Genomic DNA, 20,657 nt, shown 5'->3' on the forward strand with positions numbered 1-20,657 from the left:
CCACCGAGCCGACCACCCCGGCCACCACTGAGCCCCCGGCCACCACCGAGCCGACCACCCCGGCCACGACCGAGCCCCCGGCCACCACCGAGCCGACCACCCCGGCCACTGAGACGCCGAGCACGCCCGCCACCACTGAGCCGACCACTCCGGCAGCCCCGGTCCCCCCGGCCACCACCGAGACGCCGACTGCCACGACCACGCCGGCCGCCCCGGGGGCCTCCAGCACCGAGCCGCCCGCCGGCAGTGACCGCGCCGCCAACCCGCCGGCCGCCAACAACCCGCCCGCCGGCAACGGCAACGGCGCTGCGAACAACCCGCCCGCCGGCAACGGCAACGGCGGGGCCAACAACCCGCAGGCCGGCAACGGCAACGGCGCTGCGAACAACCCGCCGGCCGGCAACGGCAACGGCGGGGCAAACAACCCGCAGGCCGGCAACGGCAACGGCGCTGCGAACAACCCGCAGGCCGGCAACGGCAACGGCGCTGCGAACAACCCGCAGGCCGGCAACGGCGCTGCGAACAACCCGCAGGCCGGCAACGGCGCTGCGAACAACCCGCAGGCCGGCAACGGCGCTGCGAACAACCCGCAGGCCGGCAACGGCGCTGCGAACAACCCGCAGCAGGCCGCCAAGCCCACCGCCAAGCCGGGCTCGGGCTCCTCGGGGCTGGCCCACACGGGTACCGCCGCTGGCGCCATCGCCGTCGTGGCTCTCATCCTGGTCGGCGTCGGCGTGTTCGCCGTCCGTCGTCGCCGGGCCTCGTGATCCGAGGCGGGGCGCCCCGATGAGGGTGTGACCCCGATGCCGATGCCGGGAGGTCCGGTCGCCCGCGGGCGACCGGACCTCCCGGCATGCCGCGTCCGCCGTCCGGCTACGGGCGGGCCATGTCCCAGCAGCGGGCGCCCCCCGTCATCCCCGCCTCATTGGGCACGACGACGACGTCGTCGCCCATGCGGGACAGCTGCAGCGCCGTGATGCGCCGGGAATTGCCGCCGCCCAGGTAGAGGCGGTCCCACAGGTACATGGGGCGCAGGCCGTCGACGACGCGGCGCACGCGCCGGGACCAGTGGGCGTCGCCCAGGCGCAGGCGCTCGTGCTCCCCGATGTAGTCGTCATAGCTCAGCCCCCAGCGGATCGGCCCCTGCGAGACCTCGACGTGAGGGGCCAGGACGCCGTTGTCGAAGACGGCGTTGCCCAGGCCCGTGCCCAGGGTGACGATCATCTCCAGGCCGCGGCCGGTGACGACGCCGGCGCCGGCGACCTCGGCGTCGTTGAGGACCAGGGCGGGCAGGTCCAGCCGCTCGCCGACGGCGCGGGCCATATTGAAGCGGGACCAGGCCTCCACGAGCTCGGGCAGGACCCTCGAGCGGGGGCCGTCGCGCGTGATGTAGTGGGGCGTGGCGATGACCACGCCGTGGCGGATCATGCCGGGCATCCCCACCGTCACCCGGTCCGCCGTCGGCAGCCGGCCCGCCAGGGAGGCGATGGTCTCCACGAGCGTGGTCGGCGGCAGCGGGTAGGGGGTGGCGGTGCGCACCGCGCGGGAGATGATGGCGCCCTCGACGTCGAGGACGGAGGCCTTGATCCCGCCGCCGCCGCAGTCGACGGACAAGGTGGTCGAACTGGTCATGGCACGACGCTACCGGGCGGCGGGGGCGGCGCGCCCGCCGGGTCCGGGCATGATCGAATGGGCCCATGACCGCCCCCGCCCCCGCCCACTCCGCCCCGCCCGGGCGCGTGCGGGTGCGCCTGGACCTGGCCTACGACGGCGCCGGCTTCAGCGGCTGGGCCGCCCAGCCCGGGCTGCGCACCGTCGAGGGCGAGCTCGGCCGGGCCCTGGCCGCCGTCGTGCGCCACCCCGTGAGACTGACCGTGGCCGGGCGCACGGACGCCGGGGTGCACGCCGCCGCGCAGACGGCGCACGTCGACGTGGACGAGGCCGCCTGGCTGGCCCTGCCCGGCCGCTCGCAGCGCCCGAGCGGCCGGGCCCTGCGGGAGCGCCTGACCGGCGTCCTGGCCCGTCAGGCGGGCGAGGCGGCGGACTGCGGCCGCATCGGGCCGCTGCCGCGGGGGGCGGCCGACGTCGTGGTCCACCGGGCCGCCCTCGCGCCGCCCGGCTTCGACGCCCGCTTCTCCGCCCTGTCGCGCCGCTACGTCTACCGGGTCGCCGACGCCGCGAGCGGACCGGCGGGGCGCGACCCGCTGCGCCGCGGCGCCGTGCTGTGGGCCGACGGTGAGCTCGACGTGGCGGCCATGGCGGCGGCGTCGGAGCCGCTGATCGGCGAGCACGACTTCCTGTCCTTCTGCAGGCCCCGGCGGGGGGCGACGACGATCCGCACCCTGAAGACCGTCCGCTGGCGGCGCGAGGAGTCGGGGCCGGACGCCGGACTGGTCGTCCTCGTCGTCGTCGCGGACGCCTTCTGCCACTCGATGGTGCGCTCGCTGGCGGGGGCGGGGCTGGCGGTCGGGCGCGGGCGGCGGGATGCGGACTGGCCGGCGCGCCTGCTGGCCGCCCGCAGCCGGGACTCGGCCGCCCCGGTCGCCCCGGCCCACGCGCTGACCCTGGCGGGGGTCTCCTACCCGCCGGACGACCGGCTGGGGGAGCGGGCGGAGCTGTCCCGCGCACTGAGGTCCCTGCCCGCGGACCGCGACTGCGGCTGCTGAGCGCGGGCGGCGTGGCGGGATTCACGGACGCGCGGGGGACGGATCTTTTGACCCCTCCGACCGGGCCCCGGTATCGTGAGTGAGCGTCGTGCAGCACGATGGCGCGCGTCCGCGGTGCCATCCCACTCGCCCCGGATCGCCAGTGCTCCGACCACCCATCTGACCACGGTGGTCTCGCCGAGCCGTGACGCTTCAACGCGGTCTCGACGCGCCCGCCCGCCAAGAGAAACGAAGGCAACGCCCGTGCGCACGTACACACCGAAGCCCGGCGACGTCGAGAAGAACTGGTACGTCATCGACGCCACCGACGTCGTCCTCGGCCGCCTCGCGGCCCAGGCCGCGAACCTGCTCCGTGGGAAGCACAAGCCCCGGTTCGCCCCCCACGCGGACTGCGGCGACTACGTCATCATCATCAACGCCGACAAGGTCGTCCTGACCAATGGCAAGGCCGACAAGAAGTTCGCCTACCGCCACTCCGGCTACCCCGGCGGCCTGACCGCGACCTCCTACCGCGAGCTGCTGGCGACCCGCCCGGAGCGCGCCGTCGAGAAGGCCGTCAGGGGCATGGTGCCCCACACCAAGCTCGGCCGCGCCCAGCTCAAGAAGCTCAGGGTCTACGCCGGCGGCGAGCACCCGCACGCCTCGCAGAACCCGCAGGCCTTCGAGATCACCCAGGTCGCCCAGTAGGCGCCCGCGCGCCCGGCACCCCTCGACAAGCAAAGGACACATCGTGGCTGAGACCACTGTCGACATCGACGCGCTGGACGAGGACAACGCCCCCGCCAGCTACACCACCGAGACCAGCGGCACCTTCGAGGGCCAGGGCCAGTCCGTCACCGCCCCCGGGGCGGGCCTGGGCCGGCGCAAGGAGGCGGTCGCCCGCGTGCGCCTGCTGCCCGGCACCGGCCAGTGGACGCTCAACGGCCGCACCCTGGAGGATTACTTCCCCAACAAGCTGCACCAGCAGCTCGTGCGCGCCCCCTTCACCATCCTCGACCTGGAGGGCCGCTTCGACGTCGTCGCCCGCATCCACGGCGGCGGCGTCTCCGGCCAGGCCGGCGCCCTGCGCCTGGGCATCGCCCGCGCCCTGAACGAGATCGACCGCGAGGCCAACCGCGCCACCCTCAAGAAGGCCGGCTTCCTGACCCGCGACGCCCGCGCCGTCGAGCGCAAGAAGGCCGGTCTGCACAAGGCCCGCCGCGCCCCGCAGTACTCCAAGCGCTGATCCGGCGCCCGGCCGGCCCCGCCCTCATTCCGTCACCCGACGGCGAAGGCGGGGCCCCGTCGTCTTCGCCGCCCGGCCGGACGCGTGGGAGGATGGGGGCGTCTCAACGCCACACCCACAGGAGGAACCCGCTCATGGCACGACTCTTCGGCACCGACGGCGTGCGCGGCCTGGCCAACGACCTGCTCACCCCCGCCCTGGCGGTCCAGCTCGGTCAGGCGGCGGCCCGCGTCCTGACCCGCGAGACCCCCGCCGCGAGCCATTCGCGCACGGGCCGGCCCCGCGCCATCGTCGGCCGCGACACCCGCGCGTCCGGCGAGTTCCTCGACCACGCCATCAGCGCCGGTCTGGCCTCCTCCGGCGTCGACGTCACCCGCGTGGGCATCCTGCCCACCCCGGCGATCGCCCACCTGACCGCCACGCAGGACATCGACCTGGGCGTCATGATCTCCGCCTCCCACAACCCCTTCCAGGACAACGGCATCAAGTTCTTCGCCCGCGGCGGCTACAAGCTCGACGACGCCGTCGAGGACAAGATCGAGACGCTGCTGGGCAGAGTCGACGACCTGCCCACCGGCGCCGGCGTGGGCCGCGTCATCAAGGGGGAGACGGTCGCCGACCAGAACTACATCAACCACCTCGTCGACTCCGTGGCCACCGACCTGTCGGGCCTGCGCATCGTCGTCGACACCTCCAACGGCGCCGCCAGCAACGTGGGCCCCGCCGCCCTGCGCGCCGCCGGCGCCGAGGTCATCGTCATCAACGCCTCGCCCGACGGCCTCAATATCAACGCCGACTGCGGCTCCACCCACCCCGAGCAGCTCCAGGGCTACGTGCGCGCCGTCGGGGCGGACATGGGCTTCGCCTACGACGGCGACGCCGACCGCTGCCTGGCCGTCGACTCCGCCGGCGTCCTGGTCGACGGCGACCAGATCATGGGCATGCTCGCCGTGGGCATGAAGGCGGACGGCACGCTCGGCTCCGACACCCTCGTGGTCACCGTCATGAGCAACCTCGGCCTCATCCTGGCCATGCGCGAGCACGGCATCCGCATCATCCAGACCGGCGTGGGCGACCGCTACGTGCTCGAGAGGATGCTCTCGGGCGGCTTCACCCTCGGCGGGGAGCAGTCCGGGCACGTCATCGACACCATCCACGCCACCACCGGCGACGGGGTGCTCACCTCCCTGCGCGTGGCCGCCCGCGTCAAGCGCACCGGGAAGACGCTGGCCGAGCTGGCGGGCATCGTCACGCGGCTGCCCCAGACCCTGGTCAACGTGGGCGGCGTCGACAAGGCCGCCGCGGGCACCAACCGGGCCGTCCAGGACGCCGTGGCCGCCGCCGAGGCCGAACTCGGCCAGACCGGGCGCGTCCTGCTGCGCCCCTCGGGCACCGAGCCCCTCGTGCGCGTCATGGTCGAGGCCGCCGACCAGGCCGACGCCGACCGCATCGCCCGCTCCCTGGCCGACGTCGTCAAGGACAACCTCGCCCTGTGACCGGGGCCGACGGCGAGGGCGGGCCCGCGGGGCGCCCCGCGGGCCCGCCCCGGCTGCGCCTGCTGGATCCCGCGCCGTCGTGGGACGGCGCGCCCCTGGGCGGGCGGGCCCTCGACCTGCTCGCCGCCCTGGCCGCCGGCCAGGACGCCCGGGTGGGCGACGGCGAACTCATTGAGGCCCTGTGGCCGGGCGCGCCCCCGACCCGCCCGCTGCGCGCCCTGCACGTCGTCGTCTCCCGGGCGCGCGCCGCGGTGGGCGAGGGCGTCGTCGAGCGCACCGGCGGCGGCTACCGCCTGGCGCTGCCCGATGCGCAGGTCGACGCCCGCGACCTGGCCGACCGGGCGGCGCGGGCCCGCCGGTGCGCCGCCGCGGGCCGGTGGGACCGGGTCCTGGAGCTCACCGGCGCCCTGCCCGACCCGCCCGCCGGCGGGCCCGAACGGACCGAGCCGGCGGCCGCCACGCCCCTGGCCCGCCTGCGGGAGCGGGCCGCCCGGGATGCGGCGGCCGCCCGCCGCGAGCGCGCCCTGGCCCTGGAGGCCGCCGGCGAGCCCGAACGGGCCGCGCCCCTGCTGCGCGAGGCCGCCCGGCGCGACCGGCGCGACGAGGCCGTCCTGGCCGCGCTCATGCGCGCCGAGGCCTGGGTGCGCTCGCCCGCGGCCGCCCTGGAGATCTACGAGGAGCACCGCCGCCGGCTGCGCGAGCGCGGAGCCGTGCCCGGGCCGACCGCGCGCGCAGCCCACGAGGCCGTCCTGGCCGCCGAGAACCCGGTGCGCCGCGGCCTGGAGCCGGTCCCCGAGCACTTCCTGGGCCGCGGGGCGGATGTGGCCGGCGTCCTGGGGGCCCTGAGCTCCCACCGGCTGGTGACGATCACCGGGCCGGGGGGAGTGGGCAAGACGACCCTGGCCCGGGCGGTGGCCGAGCGCAGCCGCCGCCCCGCCGTCTACGTCGCCGCCCTGGCCGAGGTGGCGCCCGGCGCCGACCTGACCAGGGTGGTGCTCGACGCCGTCGGCAATCCCGGGGCGGGCGCCGGGGAGCCGCGCGCGCTCCTGCGCGCCGCCCTGGCCGGCCCGGGGACCCTCCTGGTCCTGGACAATTGCGAGCATCTGGCCGACGGGGTCGCCGACCTCGTCGGGGCGCTGCTGGCCGCCTGCCCGGACCTGCGCGTCCTGGCGACCTCGCGACGGCCCCTGGACCTGGGCGCGGAGCGCGTCCACCGCCTGGAGCCGCTGGACGGCGCCGCGGCGGCCGAACTGTTCCGCGCCCGCGCCCTGGCGGCCCGCCCCGGCCAGGTCATCGACGACGCGGACCTGGACGACCTCCTCGCCCGGCTGGAGGGCATCCCCCTGGCCATTGAGCTGGCGGCCGCCCGCACCCGCACCCTGTCGGCGGGGCAGATCGCCGAGCGGCTGCCCGGCCGGCCCGGGCTGCTCACGGGCTCGCGCGACGCGCCGGCCCGTCAGCGCACCCTGAGCGCGGTCATCGAGTGGTCGTGGAACCTGCTCGACGCCGCCGAGCGCCGCGCCCTGGCGCGTCTGGCGCTGCTGGCCGACGGATTCACCCTGGCGGCCGCGGAGGCCCTCGTCGGACCCGGGGCCGCCGACGTCCTCGACGCCCTGGTGTCCCACTGCCTGCTGGCGGTGCGCGAGCGCGGTCTGCCCCGCTTCCACATGCTCGTCATCGTGCGCGACTTCGCCCTGGGGCGGCTGGCCGCCTCCGGCGACGAGGCGGCGGCCCGGGCGGCCCTGCACGAGTGGGCGGTGGGCCTGTGCTCCCGGATCCGCTACCCCGTCAACGCCGGGGACTTCGGCGACGCCGGCCACCCGCGGGCGCGCCTGCACGACAGCCTCTTCCGGCGGGTCGCCGACGAGGAGGCCGTCATCGTCCAGGAGCTCGACCGGCTCCTGGCGCGGGCCGAGGACCGGGGCGCGGACCTCCCGCCGGGGGACCTGCGCGACGAGATCTGCCTCATCGGCGCCGCCCTCATGCGGCTGTGGAGCGTCACCTGGAGCTATGAGCGCATTGCTCACTACGGCCCGCGCCTCATGGGGCCCGCCGCCCGCCCGGCCGGGAGCCCGCGCGGCAACGAGGCGGGGCTGAGCGTCCTGGCCCTGTGCGTCACCCTGCTCGGACTTCTGAGCCGCATGCCCGCGCAGGTCCGCTCCCTGCTGTCGGAGCCCTTCGACGGCGAGGGGGAGTTCCGCCGGGTGCGGCGCTTCCTGTGCGCCGGTGAGGAGCGCTGGCCCGAACTGGCCGGTGACGCCGACCCCTGGGTCGCCTGGGCGGCGACCCGCGCCCTGGCCGCCCGGCAGGAGGACGAGGGCGACCCCCGCGCCTCCCTGAAGACCATCGAGACCCTCCTGGACCGGCTCCACGGCGCCGACCTGGCCGGCGTCCATCTTCTCGAGCTGCACCTGCACCGCCTGCAGGTGCTCATGTCCCTGGGCCGCTACGACCGGGTCGTCGAGGCGTGCGCCCGCGCCGAGGCGCTCCTGGACCGGATCCTGCCCAGCTGGGGCGGGTTCTTCCGCACGACGCTGCGGTTGGAGGGGGCCTACTGCGCGGTCTACCTCGATCCGCGGCCGCAGACGGCCGACGAGCTGCTCAAGGCCCTGGAGCCCGTCGATCTGCCCGGAACCATGCGCTTCATCGCCCGCTCCGTGCGCGGGGAGCTGGAGCTCACCCGCGGGAACGCGCGCACCGCCGCCCTCATCCAGCGCATGAGCCTGCGCTGCGCCGGGCACTGGAGCTCCCTCCTGGGGGCGGGGTCGCAGTGGGAGCTCTACATTCTGAGCATGTGCCTGGTCACCGACGTCGAGCTCGACGCCGACGACGCCGCCGAGCTCGACGCCGCGGCCGTCCGCGCCCGGGCGGTGCCCCTGCTGCGCGACATCCTGTCCGACCCCGCCCCCCGGCAGCGCGACATCCCCGCGATCATGGCCTTCGCGGCGGCCGTCGGCCTGTCCGTCGCGGCCGCCGCCCCGGCGGGCTCGGCGCGGCGGGGCGCGGGCGTCGAGCTGGTCGCCACCGCCCTGGCCGTGGGCACCAACCAGACCTGCCGCCTGCTGTCCCACGACTACCTGCGCGCCCGCACCGAGCGGGTGGACGCCCGGGCGCTGGCGCGGGCCGAGGAGAGGATCGGGTCCCTGGACCGCGCCCGGCTCATTGCGCGCGCGACCGGCCTCGCCCGCGCCCTGGCGGGCGGGACCGGCCGGGACCGCGGATAGTCCGGTCAGGCGTTGCGCCGCTGGTAGCGCAGGATGGTCAGCGGGGCCATGACGGCCAGGACCAGGAGGGATCCGATGATGGCGGCGCGCACGTCCCCGGCCGAGCCGGTCGTCCCGTCCAGCAGGTAGCGGCCGCCGTCGACGATGTGGGAGACCGGGTTGTTGCGCACGAATACCTTGAGCCAGCCCGGCAGCGTGGAGGTGGGCACCATGGCGTTGGACAGGAAGGTCAGGGGGAACAGGACGATGACCGTGAAGGAGGTGACCGCCTGGGCCGAGGAGAAGATCGTCCCCAGCAGCAGGAAGGTCCAGGCGATCGCCCAGGCGCAGCCCGTGGCCAGGGCGACGGCGCCGGCCGCCCCCGACCAGCCGTTGACGGGCCGGTAGCCCAGGGCCCAGCCGGTGAGCACGGTCAGGCAGGTGCACACGAGGTAGCGCAGCACGTCGGAGACCATGGGCCCCAGGACGGGGGCGATGCGCGACATGGGCATGGTGCGGAAGCGGTCGAAGACGCCCTTGTCCATGTCCTCGCGCAGGTCCACGCCCGCGCTCTGGCTCGTGGTCAGGGCGTTCATGATGATGAGCCCCGGCACGATCGTGGGCAGGTAGGCCTTGACGTCCCCGGCGATGGCGCCGCCGAAGAGCTCGCCGAACAGGACGGTGAACATGATCGGCTGGATGAGGATGTCGTAGAACTCCCCCGGGTTGCGCACCATGACGATGAGCGAGCGCCAGGCCATGACCAGGGTGTCGGGGACCAGGCGCGCCTCGCTGAAGCGGGGGGCGCCCGGGAGCGGGGCCGCGATGGGGGACGGGGCGGTTGCTGCGGGGGAGGTCATGACTGCTCCTTGGCGTTGGAAGGACGGGAGTTCGCGGAAGAGGGGGAGGGCGCCGACGGCGCTGCGGATCCGGGCGGGGCCGCGCCGTCGTCGTCGTCCTCATGGGGCCGGCCGGTCAGGGCCATGAAGACCGAGTCCAGGCTGGGGCGGTCCACCGAGACGGTCCTGGGGGACAGGCCGGCGTCGCGCAGGGCCACGAGCACCTCGGTGGCCTGCGAGGCCTCGCTCAGCGGCGTCTGCAGGTGAGTGCGCTGGTCGACGAGCGCCGGGGCGCGGCCGGTGACCCGCTCGATGATCGCGGCGGTGGCCGCCGCGTCGTCGGGCGCGGCCGGGGTCAGGACGAGCGAGCTGCTGCCCACCCGGTCCTTGAGCTCGTCGGGCGTGCCCTCGGCGATGAGCCGCCCGGCGTCGATGATGCCGACCCGGTGGGCCAGGCGGTCGGCCTCCTCCAGGTACTGGGTGGTCAGCAGGATCGTGGAGCCGCCCTCCACCAGGGACCGGATGACGTCCCACATCTGCTCGCGCGTGCGCGGATCCAGGCCGGTGGTGGGCTCGTCGAGGAAGATGAGCGGGGGCCGGGCGATGAGGGAGACGGCCAGGTCCAGCCTGCGCCGCATCCCGCCGGAGTAGCCGCTCACCCGCTTGCCGCCGGCCCCGGTGAGGCTGAAGGCGGCCAGCAGCTCGTCGGCCCGCTCGCGCGCCCGCCTCCGGCCAAGGCCCAGCAGGCGCCCGAAGAGCCGCAGGTTCTCCGCCCCGGTGAGCATCTCGTCGACGCTGGCGTACTGGCCCGTCACCCCGATGAGGCCGCGCACGGCGTGGCGCTCGCGCACCACGTCGTGGCCCAGGACCGTCGCCCGGCCGCGGGTGGGGGCCAGCAGGGTGGTGATCATGCGCAGCGCCGTCGACTTGCCGGCCCCGTTGGGGCCCAGCAGCCCGTAGACGATGCCGGCGGGGATCTCCAGGTCCAGGGAGTCGACGGCGGTGAAGGAGCCGAAGGTGCGCGTGAGCCCCTCGGTCCGGACGGCCGGGGGCGGTGCTGTTGTCGTGACTGTCATGCCCCCGAGGCTGGGCCCGCGCGGTTTCAGAGCGGCTTCAGCGCGACGCCGCCGGGTTTCACCCTCCGGTGCCGGGAGCGTCGTACCCGCGTCCGTCTGCTCGACGGCGGTTTCGGGCCGGGCGGCAGGCACTAGCATGTCGTCACCGACATATCCCACAAGGCGGTGAGAGCACATGGACATCTACGAGCTTCTCGGCGAGGATCCAGGCACCCCCGGTCACAGCCGCGCGCGCAGCCTGGTGGCTGCCGACCGGGCGCTGGTCCGCGATCTGGTCGCCGTGCGCGAGCGCGGCGGAATGACTCAGGCCGACGTCGCGCGCGCCATGGGCACCGACCAGGCCTCCGTCTCCCGGTTCGAGTCGGGCAATTCGGACGCCCACCTGTCCACGGTGCGGCGTTACGCCAAGGCCGTGGGCGCACTCATCCGCCACGAGGTGGTACCGGTCGACGAGTAGCGACCCGGCGCCCGGTCGGCCGGGGCCGCTGCCGGACGGGCCCGGCACGGGGCGGCGCGTCTTCCGCAGGCTCCTCAACGACGGTCGGCATCGACGTCGTCGGATTCATGACGAGCCGCCTTGGCCCGGGCCGCCTGGTAGCTCTCGTAGAAGACGGGCGCGGGGATCCCGTGAGCCCGACCGTGCTCGTAGACGGCCGTGCACACGAACAGCAGGTCGTCGGGGTTGCCGTGCAGGGTCATGATCCTGCGCGTGAGCGGGCTCCTGGCGAACATGCGCTTCATGAGGGGGGCGGAAACGGCCGTCGGCAGCCTGTAGGCGAGCATCTCGCCGCGGTAGTCCCTCAGGTTCACGCCCCGCGAGGCCACGATCCCCGACGTCTCGCGGATCGCCCTGACCGTCCGGGCGAGCATCCTGGTCGAGCCCATGAGCCGCTCCGCCGAGCGCGCCGTGTCCCCGACGTCGCCGTACATCCCCGCCACGGCGACGACGCCGGCGTTGATGGCCATGTGCAGCCAGATCCACTCCAGCATGTCGTGGGGGTGCTCCAGGCCGATGCCGCAGGAGGCGAAGAGCGCCTCCACCCGCTCGTAGTGCGGGAAGCGGGCCCTGTCGCGCCGCTCCAGCATGACGTGGTCGAACACGCAGCAGGCGAGCCGGCTCCCCGTGATGCTCCCGCCCGCCACCGGGTAGCCCAGGACGAACTCGCGCCCGGCCATGAGGCCGTCCAGCTCCTCGCGCCCGCCCCACAACCCGCAGCACAGCAGGACGGGGCCCTCTACGCCGTTCGCGTCGAGGTCGGCCATCACCCCGGCGGCGCCGCCCGAGGGCACCGAGACCACAATGAGGTCGTAGTCGGCGCGCGTGCGGTGATGGACGCGGTAGCGGCCATGGGACGGCGCGCCCCTCGGGTCGCTCCGGCCGTCGAGGATCTCGACGTCGAGCGAGTCGATCCCCGCCCTCGCGCTGCTCCGGCGCACCAGGTGCTCGACGTGGTGTCCGGCCCTCTGGAACAGGTATCCGTACGTCGCGCCGATGACCCCCAGGCCGACGACGAGGATGTTCATGGGCGCCACGGGGCGCCAGTCGCGTGTCGTGACTGTCATGCCCCGAGGCTGGGCCCGCGCGGTTTCAGAGCGGCTTCACGCCGGCCCCGCCCCGCTCCGGCCCGGGGCGCTCAGGCCTTGCGCAGCAGCACCCGGCTCATATGGTGGTCGGCGTCCTTGTGCAGCACCAGGGTCGCCCGCCCGCGCGTGGGCGCGATGTTCTCCCGCAGATTGACCAGGTTGACGCTCTCCCACACCCCGTTCGCCGCCGCCACGGCGATGTCGTCGGGAATGGCGGCGTAGCGCTGGAAGTAGGAGGCGGGGTCGTTGAAGGCCGTGCGCTTGAGGGTCAGGAAGCGCTCCAGGTACCAGGCGCGGATGTCATCGGGGTCGGCGTCGACGTAGATCGAGAAGTCGATGAAGTCGCTCACCGCCAGGGCCGACGGCCCCCCGCCCGCGCCCGCGGCGCTGCGACGGCGCGGGGCTGGCTGGAGGACGTTGAGCCCCTCCAGCACCAGCACGTCGGGGCGGTCGACGACGACACTGCGCCCGGGCAGGACGTCGTAGACCGTGTGGGAGTACACCGGCGCCCGCACCCGCGGGGCCCCGGACTTGACCGCCGCCACGAAGCGCAGCAGGGCCCGGCGGTCGTAGGACTCGGGGAAGCCCTTGCGGGCCGTGAGCCCGCGCGCCTCCAGCACGGCGTTGGGCAGCAGGAACCCGTCGGTGGTCACCAGGTCCACCCGGGGGGTGTCCGGGAAGCGGGCCAGCAGGTGGGCGATCAGGCGCGCCGTCGTCGACTTGCCCACGGCCACCGAGCCGGCCACCGCCACGACGAAGGGCGTGGGCGGCTGCGCCACACCCAGGAAGTCCGCGGTGCGCCGGGCGCGCTCGCGGGTGGAGGCGATGTAGGTCTCCAGCAGCGCCGTCAGGGGGCGGTAGACGGCGTCGACCTCCGGCAGGTCGATGGGGTCGCCCAGGCCGCGCAGCTTCTCGACGTCGGCCTGCGTCAGCGGCAGCGGCGCGGTGGACGCCAGCGCCCGCCACTGCTCGCGGGACAGCTCGATGTAGGGCGAGTGACGGCGGTCGGCGCCCGGGCCGGGGGCGGCGGGGACGGAGCGGCTCACCGGCCAAGTGTGACGCACCGGGGGGCGCCGCGCCCGACTCGGGCGGGGGCGCGGCGCGCTCGCAACGACGAGGCTCACAGCCCGCCCGCGTTGAGCCCGCGCGGCACTCGTGATTCGATCAGTCCCATGTGCGGAATTGTCGGCCACGCAGGCCCCCCGACGACCCCCTCGGACCGATCCCTGACGGTGCTCATGGACGGGCTGAGCCGCCTGGAGTACCGCGGCTACGACTCGGCGGGCGTGGCGCTCGTCGGCCAGGGCCTCGACATCGTCAAGACCGCCGGCAAGCTCGACCACCTGCGCCAGGCCCTGGCCGCCAACCCGCCCGCCCCCGCCGTGTGCGGCATCGGGCACACCCGCTGGGCCACCCACGGCGGGCCGACGACCCTCAACGCCCACCCGCACCGGGCGGGCAGCCTCGCCGTCGTCCACAACGGCATCATCGAGAACTTCCGCCCCCTGCGCGCCGAGGTGGAGGCGGCCGGGCGCGAGCTGGTCTCCGCCACGGACACCGAGGTCGTCGCCCAGCTCCTCGACCTGGACTTCACGGCCCGCCTGGCCCGGGCCGCGGCGGCCGACGGCGCCGCCGACACCGCCGCCCTGCTGGTGGAGTCCATGCGGGCCGTGACCGCCCGCCTGGAGGGCACCTTCGCGCTCCTGGTCGTCACCCCGCTGGCCCCCGGCGTCATCGTCGCCGCCCGCCGCTCCAGCCCGCTGGTCATCGGCCTGGGCGAGGGGGAGAACTTCCTGGGCTCCGACGTCGCCGCCTTCGTCGCCTTCACCTCCCGGGCCGCCGAGGTCGACGACGACCAGGTCCTGGCCCTGAGCGCCGACGCCGTGCGCGTGTGGGACAAGGACGGCAACGCCGTCGAGCCCAGGACCTGGGAGGTCACCTGGGACGCCTCGGCGGCCGTCAAGGGCGGGTACGCCACCTTCATGGACAAGGAGATCCACGAGCAGCCCGCCGCCGTGGCCGACACCCTGCGCGGGCGCGTGGACGGGGCCGGCGCGATCGTCCTGGACGAGATGCGCATCGAGCCGACCATCCTGCGCAGCATCGACAAGATCATCGTCGTCGCCTGCGGCACGGCCGCCTACGCCGGGCACGTGGCCAAGTACGCCATCGAGCACTGGTGCCGCATCCCCGTGGAGATCGAGCTGGCCCACGAGTTCCGCTACCGCGACCCCATTGTGAGCGAGAAGACCCTGACCGTGGCCATCTCCCAGTCGGGGGAGACCATGGACACCATCCAGGCGGTGCGCCACGCCCGCGAGCAGGGCTCCAGGGTCCTGGCCATCGTCAACACCTACGGGTCGACCATCGCCCGCGAGGCCGACGCCGTCCTGTACACCCACGCCGGGCCGGAGGTGGCCGTGGCCTCCACCAAGGCCTTCCTCGCCCAGATCACCGCCTGCTACCTGCTGGGCCTGTACCTGGCGCAGCTGCGCGGCAACAAGTGGCCCGACGAGGTCGCCGACTACCTGGACAAGCTCGGCCGGATGCCCGCCAAGATCCAGCGCCTCATCGACGGGCAGGAGCGGGCCGTGCGCGCCCTGGGCGCCGAGCTGTCCGACCGGGCGTCCTTCCTGTTCCTGGGCCGGCACGTGGGCTACCCGGTGGCCCTGGAGGGGGCGCTCAAGCTCAAGGAGCTCGCCTACGTCCACGCCGAGGGCTTCGCCGCCGGGGAGCTCAAGCACGGGCCCATCGCCCTGGTGGAGGACGGCCTGCCCGTGTTCATCATCGTGCCCACGCCCCGCCGCCCCGTCCTGCACGACAAGGTCATCTCCAACATCCAGGAGGTCCGCGCCCGCGGCGCCCGCGCCATCGTCATCGCCGAGGAGGGCGACGCCGCCGTGGACCCCTTCGCCGACGACGTCATCCGGGTCCCCGCCGCGCCCACCCTCATGTGGCCGCTGCTCACCGTGGTGCCGCTGCAGATCTTCGCCGCCGCCCTGGCCGACGCCAAGGGCCTGGACATCGACCAGCCCCGCAACCTCGCCAAGTCCGTCACCGTGGAGTGAGGCGGCCGGCCGGGGCTCCGGCCTGGGACTCGGCGACGACGAAGGCCTGGGCGATGCCGGCGTCGTGCGCCAGGGACAGGTGCCAGCGCCGCGCCCCGAGCCCGGCCGCCGCGGCCGCCACGACCCCGCCCAGGGCCAGGCGCGGGGGAGCCGCCCCGCCGCCCAGGACCTCGATATCGCGGTAGCGCCAGCCGGCCGGCGCCGCCAGGCCCGCGGCCGCCAGCGCCGAGCCCAGGGCCTTGAGCACGGCCTCCTTGGCGGCCAGGCGCGCCGCCACGGCCCGCGCCCGGCCCCCGCAGGCGGCCGCCTCGGCGTCGGTCAGCAGGCGCCGCTCCAGCCCCGGCGCCGCCTTCAGGCGCGCGGCCAGGCGCGCCACATCGACCACGTCCACTCCGATGCCCACGATCACGGGTCCAGTGTGCCCCGCCCCGGCGCGCCCGGCCGGGCCCGGCGCGCCGGGGCGCGCGATGCCACCATGGGACGGTGAGCACCTCCCCGACCCTCGACCCGACCACCGCCCACCGGGCCGCCGCGATCGCCGCGGCCGAGGCGCCCCTGACCGCCAGCACCGACCGCTACATGAGAGCCGCCGCCGGTGCCCTCGTGCGCGCCGCCCGCGCCGAGCTGCGCGAGGCCGGGGCGCGGCGCCTGACCGGGGCGCGCGTGCTGCTCCTGGTCGGCGGCGGGGACAACGGCGGCGACGCCCTGCTCGCCGGCGCCCTCCTGGCCGAGCGCGGCGCCCGCGTGAGCGCCGCCGCGGCCACCGACCATCCCCGCGCCGCCTGCGCCGCGGCCGCCCGCGCCGCCGGCGTGACCCTCGCCGGGGCCGGGGACGCCGACGCCGAGAGCGCCGGCGCCGCCGTCGCGCGCTTCCTGGCCGAGACCGCGGGCGACGGCGCCGGCGGCGCGGCCCTGGTCATCGACGGCCTGACCGGCATCGGCGCCCGCGGCCCCCTGCGCCGCCGCGCCGCCGAGCTCATCGCCCCCCTGCGCGGGGCCGGGCCCCGCGGCGAGCGGCCCTTCCGGGTCCTGGCCGTCGACCTGCCCAGCGGCACCGGGGTCGACGACGGCACCCTCCCCGGCCCCGTCCTGACCGCCGACCGCTCGGTCACCTTCACCTGCCCCCGGGGCGCCCACCTCCTGCCCCCGGCCGCCCGCGCCGTCGGACGCCTCGACGTCGTCGACCTCGGCCTGCCCCTGCCGCGGGAGGCCCCGCTGGCCGTGCGCCCCGACGACGCCGCCCTCGCCCGCCTCCTGCGCGCCCCCGGCGGCGCCGACCACAAGTACACCCGCGGCGTCGTGGGCGCGTGGGCCGGCTCACTCGCCTACCCGGGGGCCGCGGTCCTGACCTGCTCGGCCGCCGTGCGCGCCGGCGCCGGCATGGTGCGCCTGGTCGCCCCCCGGCGCGTGACGGACCTGGTCCTGGCCCGCCGCCCCGAGGTCGTGCCCGCCCCCGGGCGCGCCCAGGCCCTCGTCCTGGGCCCGGGCACCGACCCGGCCGACGCCCCCCGGGCGGTCGAGCTGCGCCGGGCCCTGGACGCGGCCGCGCGCGACTTTCTGCCCGCCGTCATCGACGCCGGCGCCCTGGGCCTGCTGCCCGCCGTCATGGCCGACGGCGCGAGGCCGGGCGCCGTCCACGTCCTGACCCCGCACGCCGGCGAGGCCGCCGCGCTCCTGACCGCCCTGGGGACCGCGCGCACCCGCGCCGGGGTCGAGGCCGCCCCGGCCGAGGCCGCCCGCACCCTGGCGGAGGCGACCGGCGCCACCGTCCTGCTCAAGGCCACCCCCACCCTCGTCGTCGGCCCCGGGCCCGCCCCGGCGCTGTCCGTCGACCCGGGGCCCGGCTGGCTGGCCACCGCCGGGTCCGGCGACGTCCTGGCCGGGATCCTCGGGGCCCTCCTGGCCGCGCGGGGCGCCCGGCGGGAGGGCGGCGGGCCGCCCGCCGAGCCGGCCCTCACCGCGGACCCGGCGGACCCGGCCGAACCGGCCCTCACCGCGGCGCTCGCCGTGCGCCTGCACGCGCTCGCCGGGGAGCTGGCCGCCGGCGCGGGGCCGGGGCGCACCGGCCGCCCCCTGGCGGCCCTCGACCTGGCCGGGGCCCTGCCGGCCGCCTGGTCCGCGCTGCACGGGGCGCGCAGCCGCCACGACGGCGCGCCGAGGTGAGCCCGCGGCGCGCGCGGGGGTGGGACAATACCGGCGTGAGCCACCTCCAGGACCCCCCCGACGCCGCCCCGGCCCGCGGACCGGCGACCACCTCGCGCGCCGTCATCGACCTCGACGCCCTCGCCCACAACGCCCACGTGCTGGCGGCGGTGGCCGGGACGCCCTGGATGGCCGTGGTCAAGGCCGACGCCTACGGCCACGGCCTGCTGCCCGTGGCCACCACCTGCCTGGACGCCGGCGCCACCTGGCTCGGGGTCGCCCAGCTCGATGAGGCCCTCCGCCTGCGCGCGCTGCTCGACGCCCAGGGCCTCGCCCGCCCCCTGCCCGGAGCCGCGCCCTCCTCGGACGCCCCCAGGATCCTGTGCTGGCTCGCCCCCGTGCTCGACCCCTCCCGGGCGGCCGCCCCCGGCTCGGCGCTGCGCCGGGCCCTGAGGGCCGACCTCGACCTGTCCGTGTCCACCCCCGACCAGCTCGCCGCCCTGGCCGGGGCCGCCCGCGCTGAGCGCGCCCCCGCCCGCATCCACCTCAAGGCGGACACGGGCATGTCCCGCGCCGGCGCCGTCGCCGAGGACCTGCCCGCCCTGGCCGGGGCCGCCCGCGCCGCCCGGGACGCGGGCGACGTCGACGTCGTGGGCCTGTGGTCGCACCTGTCGCGGGCCGACGAGCCCGCCTGCGGCTCCACCGAGGAGCACCTGGCCCGCTTCCTGGCGGCCGAGCGCGTCCTGGCCGGGGCGGGCCTGCGCCCCCCGATCCGCCACCTGGCCGCCACCGGCGGCCTGCTGTGGCACCCCGACACCCGCCTGGACCTCGTGCGCATCGGCATCGGCCTGTACGGGCTGTCGCCCAACCCGGACCTGGCCCCGGCCGCATCCCTCGACCTGCACCCCGTCATGCGCCTGGAGGCGCCCCTGACCCAGGTCAAGCGCGTGCCCGCCGGGCGGGCCGTGTCCTACGGCGGCACCTGGAGGGCCCCCACCGACCGCTGGCTCGCCCTGGTGCCCCTGGGCTACGCCGACGGCATCCCCCGCGCCGCCGCCGACGGCGGGCCGGTGGCCGTGGCGGGGCTGCGCACCACCATCGTCGGCAGGGTGTGCATGGACCAGGTCGTCATCGACCTGGGGCCCGCCGTCGACGCCGACGGGCGCCCTCTGGCCGCGCCCGCGGCCGCCGGGGACGTGGCCGTCCTGTGGGGCGACCCGCGGGCCGACGGCGCCGACCCCGCCACCCCCACCGCCGACGAGTGGGCCGGGGCGTGCGCCACCATCAACTACGAGATCGTCACCCGGCTGGGCCCCCGCGTGCCCCGCGTCCCCGTGGGGGCGCGCCCCGCCCGCGCCCGCCGGGACGCCCGCACGGCCCCCCGGGGGGAGCGCGCATGAGCCCGGAGTCCGTCTGGCGCGCCGGCCTGGAGGTCGCCGGCCCCGAGGGCACCCGGGCGCTGGGCGCCCGCCTGGCCCGCCTGCTGCGCGCTGGCGACCTCGTCCTGCTCTCCGGCGCCCTGGGCGCCGGCAAGACGACCCTGGCCCAGGGCATCGGCTCCGCCATGGGCGTGCGCGGCCGGATCTCCTCGCCCACCTTCGTCATCGCCCGCCTCCACCCGGCTCTGGGGGACGGCCCCGACCTCATCCACGTCGACGCCTACCGCATCTCCTCCCTGGAGGAGGTCGACGCCCTCGACCTGGAGTCCTCCATGGAGGAGTCGGTCACACTCGTCGAATGGGGCGAGGGCAAGGTCGAGGCCCTGGCCGACGACCGCCTGGAGATCGCCATCGCCCGCCCCCGCGGCGGCCTCGATGCGGAGCCCGGCGCCGATGCCGGCGGCGCGCGGGCCGTGACCGACCTGACCGGGGCCGACGACGGGCGCCGCACCATCGCCGTGACCGCGTTCGGCCCGCGCTGGGCCGGAGCCGACCTGAACGCGCTGCGGGCCTAGGCTGGCACCCGTGCTCATCGTGTCCATCGACTCCTCCCTGGGAAGCCGGCTCCTCGTGTGCGAGGCGGCCGGTCCCGCCGCCGACGCCCCGGTCCGCCTGGAGGTGCTGGCCGACGCCGAGCAGGCCGACTCCCGCCGCCACGCCGAGTCCCTGGGGCCCATGCTCGCCGGGGCGCTGGCGGACCCGGCCGTCGCCGATCGCGCCCTCGACGCCGTCGTCGTCGCCACCGGCCCCGCGCCCTTCACCGGCCTGCGCGCCGGCCTGGTCACCGCCCGCGTCATCGGGCGCGCCCGCGCCGTTCCCGTCCACGGCGTGCCCAGCCCGGACGCGCTGGCCCGCGCCGCCCTCGACGAGCTCGCCGGCGGCGCCGACGCGGGCGACGCCGTCGTGCTCGTGGCGACCGACGCGCGCCGCAAGGAGGTCTACGCGGCCCGTTACCGGGCCCGGGGGGCCGACGACGTCGAGCGCCTGGGCGACCTCGTCGTGGGCCCGCCCGAGCGGGCCGCGGACCTGGGCGGGGCCGATGCGGTCGCCGGCTCGGGCGCCGTGCTCCACCCGCGGATCGCGGGCGGGCGCCCCGTGCTCGCCGCCGGTTCGGGCGACGCCCGCGCCCAGGTCCGCATCGCCCTGGCCCGCCTGGCCGCGGGGGAGGCGCTGGGGACCGAGCCCCTCTACCTGCGCCACGCCGACGTGCAGATGCCGGCCGGCGGGCGCCGGTGATCCCCGCGCCGCCCTCCCGCCCACTGCCCCCGGGGGCCCGGCTGCGCCCCCTGCGGGCGGCGGACCTGGAGGAGGTCGCCCGCCTGGAGGCCGGGCTCTTCGGCGGCGAGGCCTGGAGTGGGGACCTGCTGGCCCGCGAGCTGGCCCGCTCCGGGGGCGCCGGCGCGGACCGCCGCTACGTCGTCGTCGAGGAGGGGCCCGACGGCGGCGGGGGGATCCTCGGCTACGCGGGGGTGTGGCTGGGCGACGGGCGCGGCGACGCCGACCTGCTCACCATTGCGACCGCGCCGCGGGCGCGGCGCCGGGGCCTGGCCGCCGCCATGCTGCGCGAGCTGATCGGCCTGGCCCGCGCGGCCGGCTGCCGCGCCGTCCTGCTGGAGGTGCGGGTCTCCAACGACGCCGCCCGGGCCCTGTACGCCCGCCACGGCTTCACGACGGCGGGCCGGCGCCGGCGCTACTACACCGCCCCCGTGGAGGACGCCCTGGTCATGCGCCTGCCCCTGGACGGGGGGTCGTCGGAAGAGGGGAGAGGCCCGTCTCATTTGTCTGACGGGGGTATCACGAAATGAGTGGTCCGCGCCCTGCGCGCCGGGTCCCCCCGGGCGCGCGCACCGCTGCGCGCCGCCTGCGAGAACCCTGGGAATTCGGCGCAATCACCGGGCCCGGCCGATCGTCCCGGGGGG

The 20,657-nt window shown here is 76.5% G+C and carries 19 protein-coding genes; 13 read left to right on the forward strand and 6 right to left on the reverse strand.

The features are described from left to right. On the forward strand, positions 1–767 hold a 767-nt coding region (locus tag G446_RS20255; protein WP_026408879.1), incomplete at its 5' end, for a hypothetical protein. 106 nt (positions 768–873) lie between these two features. Here G446_RS20255 and G446_RS0102090 read toward each other — a convergent pair. Beyond that, positions 874–1,632, reverse strand: coding sequence for an ROK family protein (locus G446_RS0102090; protein ID WP_026408880.1), 759 nt, complete (start codon positions 1,630–1,632; stop codon positions 874–876). A gap of 65 nt (positions 1,633–1,697) precedes the next feature. Here G446_RS0102090 and G446_RS0102095 point away from each other — a divergent pair, with 65 nt between their 5' ends. The 5 genes from G446_RS0102095 to G446_RS0102115 all read left to right on the forward strand — a co-directional run bounded on the left by G446_RS0102095 (position 1,698) and on the right by G446_RS0102115 (position 8,611). Continuing rightward, on the forward strand, positions 1,698–2,666 hold the full coding sequence (locus tag G446_RS0102095; protein ID WP_026408881.1) for a tRNA pseudouridine synthase A: 969 nt from the start codon (positions 1,698–1,700) through the stop codon (positions 2,664–2,666). Positions 2,667–2,909: 243 nt separating this feature from the next. Further along, entirely contained in the window at positions 2,910–3,353 is a 444-nt protein-coding gene (gene rplM / locus G446_RS0102100; protein ID WP_026408882.1) for a 50S ribosomal protein L13, read from the forward strand. 43 nt (positions 3,354–3,396) lie between these two features. Next, the gene (rpsI, locus tag G446_RS0102105; protein ID WP_026408883.1) at positions 3,397–3,891 is read left to right on the forward strand and encodes a 30S ribosomal protein S9; all 495 of its coding nucleotides are present in this window, start codon (positions 3,397–3,399) and stop codon (positions 3,889–3,891) included. A 134-nt stretch (positions 3,892–4,025) separates the two neighbouring features. Further along, entirely contained in the window at positions 4,026–5,387 is a 1,362-nt protein-coding gene (gene glmM, locus G446_RS0102110; RefSeq protein ID WP_026408884.1) for a phosphoglucosamine mutase, read from the forward strand. Then, the gene (locus G446_RS0102115) at positions 5,384–8,611 is read left to right on the forward strand and encodes an ATP-binding protein (protein WP_084778862.1); all 3,228 of its coding nucleotides are present in this window, start codon (positions 5,384–5,386) and stop codon (positions 8,609–8,611) included. The genes glmM and G446_RS0102115 overlap by 4 nt, the downstream gene beginning before the upstream one ends. A gap of 5 nt (positions 8,612–8,616) precedes the next feature. Here the strand turns inward: G446_RS0102115 and G446_RS0102120 are convergent, their stop codons facing one another. Both G446_RS0102120 and G446_RS0102125 read right to left on the reverse strand, forming a co-directional pair. Continuing rightward, positions 8,617–9,450, reverse strand: a complete 834-nt coding sequence (locus G446_RS0102120) for an ABC transporter permease (protein WP_026408886.1) — start codon at positions 9,448–9,450, stop codon at positions 8,617–8,619. Beyond that, positions 9,447–10,505, reverse strand: a complete 1,059-nt coding sequence (locus G446_RS0102125; protein WP_026408887.1) for a daunorubicin resistance protein DrrA family ABC transporter ATP-binding protein — start codon at positions 10,503–10,505, stop codon at positions 9,447–9,449. The genes G446_RS0102120 and G446_RS0102125 overlap by 4 nt, the downstream gene beginning before the upstream one ends. A 175-nt stretch (positions 10,506–10,680) precedes the next feature. Here G446_RS0102125 and G446_RS15460 point away from each other — a divergent pair, with 175 nt between their 5' ends. Next, positions 10,681–10,962, forward strand: a complete 282-nt coding sequence (locus tag G446_RS15460; RefSeq protein WP_051285570.1) for a helix-turn-helix domain-containing protein — start codon at positions 10,681–10,683, stop codon at positions 10,960–10,962. A gap of 74 nt (positions 10,963–11,036) precedes the next feature. Here G446_RS15460 and G446_RS0102135 read toward each other — a convergent pair whose 3' ends face one another. Together G446_RS0102135 and coaA are read right to left on the reverse strand one after the other, a co-directional pair. Further along, positions 11,037–12,068, reverse strand: coding sequence for a ketopantoate reductase family protein (locus G446_RS0102135; RefSeq protein ID WP_245574550.1), 1,032 nt, complete (start codon positions 12,066–12,068; stop codon positions 11,037–11,039). A 71-nt stretch (positions 12,069–12,139) separates the two neighbouring features. Then, complete coding sequence (gene coaA / locus G446_RS0102140; RefSeq protein WP_051285571.1) at positions 12,140–13,135, reverse strand: type I pantothenate kinase; 996 nt, start codon at positions 13,133–13,135, stop codon at positions 12,140–12,142. Between the two features lie 126 nt (positions 13,136–13,261). Here coaA and glmS point away from each other — a divergent pair, with 126 nt between their 5' ends. Then, positions 13,262–15,157 (forward strand): glutamine--fructose-6-phosphate transaminase (isomerizing), encoded by a 1,896-nt coding sequence (glmS, locus tag G446_RS0102145; RefSeq protein ID WP_026408890.1) that lies wholly within the window; start codon positions 13,262–13,264, stop codon positions 15,155–15,157. Here glmS and G446_RS0102150 read toward each other — a convergent pair. Beyond that, positions 15,144–15,566 carry a holo-ACP synthase gene (locus tag G446_RS0102150; RefSeq protein ID WP_026408891.1) on the reverse strand — a complete coding sequence of 141 codons (423 nt, stop codon included), beginning with the start codon at positions 15,564–15,566 and terminating at the stop codon, positions 15,144–15,146. The two genes, glmS and G446_RS0102150, sit on opposite strands and share 14 nt — an antisense overlap. A 74-nt stretch (positions 15,567–15,640) precedes the next feature. Between G446_RS0102150 and G446_RS15465 the strand changes: the two genes are divergently transcribed. Genes G446_RS15465 through rimI form a run of 5 tightly spaced genes read left to right on the forward strand, consistent with a single transcriptional unit; the run spans position 15,641 to position 20,543 of the window. Further along, positions 15,641–17,320: a bifunctional ADP-dependent NAD(P)H-hydrate dehydratase/NAD(P)H-hydrate epimerase gene (locus G446_RS15465; protein WP_034468806.1), complete on the forward strand. Its 1,680-nt coding sequence runs from the start codon at positions 15,641–15,643 to the stop codon at positions 17,318–17,320. A 35-nt stretch (positions 17,321–17,355) separates the two neighbouring features. Next, on the forward strand, positions 17,356–18,699 hold the full coding sequence (gene alr / locus G446_RS15470) for an alanine racemase (protein WP_034468807.1): 1,344 nt from the start codon (positions 17,356–17,358) through the stop codon (positions 18,697–18,699). Beyond that, positions 18,696–19,253, forward strand: a complete 558-nt coding sequence (tsaE, locus tag G446_RS0102165; protein ID WP_026408892.1) for a tRNA (adenosine(37)-N6)-threonylcarbamoyltransferase complex ATPase subunit type 1 TsaE — start codon at positions 18,696–18,698, stop codon at positions 19,251–19,253. The genes alr and tsaE overlap by 4 nt, the downstream gene beginning before the upstream one ends. Positions 19,254–19,263: 10 nt before the next feature. Further along, a complete protein-coding gene (gene tsaB / locus G446_RS0102170) occupies positions 19,264–19,974 on the forward strand; it encodes a tRNA (adenosine(37)-N6)-threonylcarbamoyltransferase complex dimerization subunit type 1 TsaB (protein ID WP_026408893.1) in 711 nt (236 codons plus the stop codon). Continuing rightward, positions 19,971–20,543 (forward strand): ribosomal protein S18-alanine N-acetyltransferase, encoded by a 573-nt coding sequence (gene rimI, locus G446_RS0102175; protein ID WP_245574551.1) that lies wholly within the window; start codon positions 19,971–19,973, stop codon positions 20,541–20,543. Before tsaB ends, rimI begins: the two co-directional genes overlap by 4 nt. Positions 20,544–20,657: the final 114 nt, after the last annotated feature.

It is taken from the genome of Actinomyces dentalis DSM 19115, from assembly GCF_000429225.1.
Taxonomy (GTDB): Bacteria; Actinomycetota; Actinomycetes; order Actinomycetales; family Actinomycetaceae; genus Actinomyces; species Actinomyces dentalis.